Annotated in this window: 1 pseudogene; it reads left to right on the forward strand. The window is 38.4% G+C overall.

Features of this window, described 5'->3' with window-relative positions:
• Positions 1-182, forward strand: a pseudogene (locus tag AAEY83_RS16830) (hypothetical protein); the annotation flags it as partial.
• Positions 183-255: the final 73 nt, after the last annotated feature.

A 255-nucleotide genomic window follows, 5' to 3' on the forward strand; every position in this document is an offset into this window, starting at 1 on the left:
GTGCAACAGATCAACATATAGCACAAAGCCGAGGCTTATTGCACGATATTCATGGGCAAGGCTTTCCTAGTGCAGCATTTGAATTTAACACAGGTAAGTGGCAAAAAGCCGATATAGCCCATTATTATGGAAAAACTGAGCAGTGGGTTACCTACTTACAGCAATCAGTTGCGCTAGTATAGTGTGATGAAATTTCTAAATAATAAAGCTGTTTATATTACAGCTTTATTGAGCTTCCTTTTTATAGTGCAAGGG

Source organism: Psychrobacter sp. TB20-MNA-CIBAN-0197 (genome assembly GCF_040309765.1).
Taxonomy (GTDB): Bacteria; Pseudomonadota; Gammaproteobacteria; order Pseudomonadales; family Moraxellaceae; genus Psychrobacter; species Psychrobacter submarinus.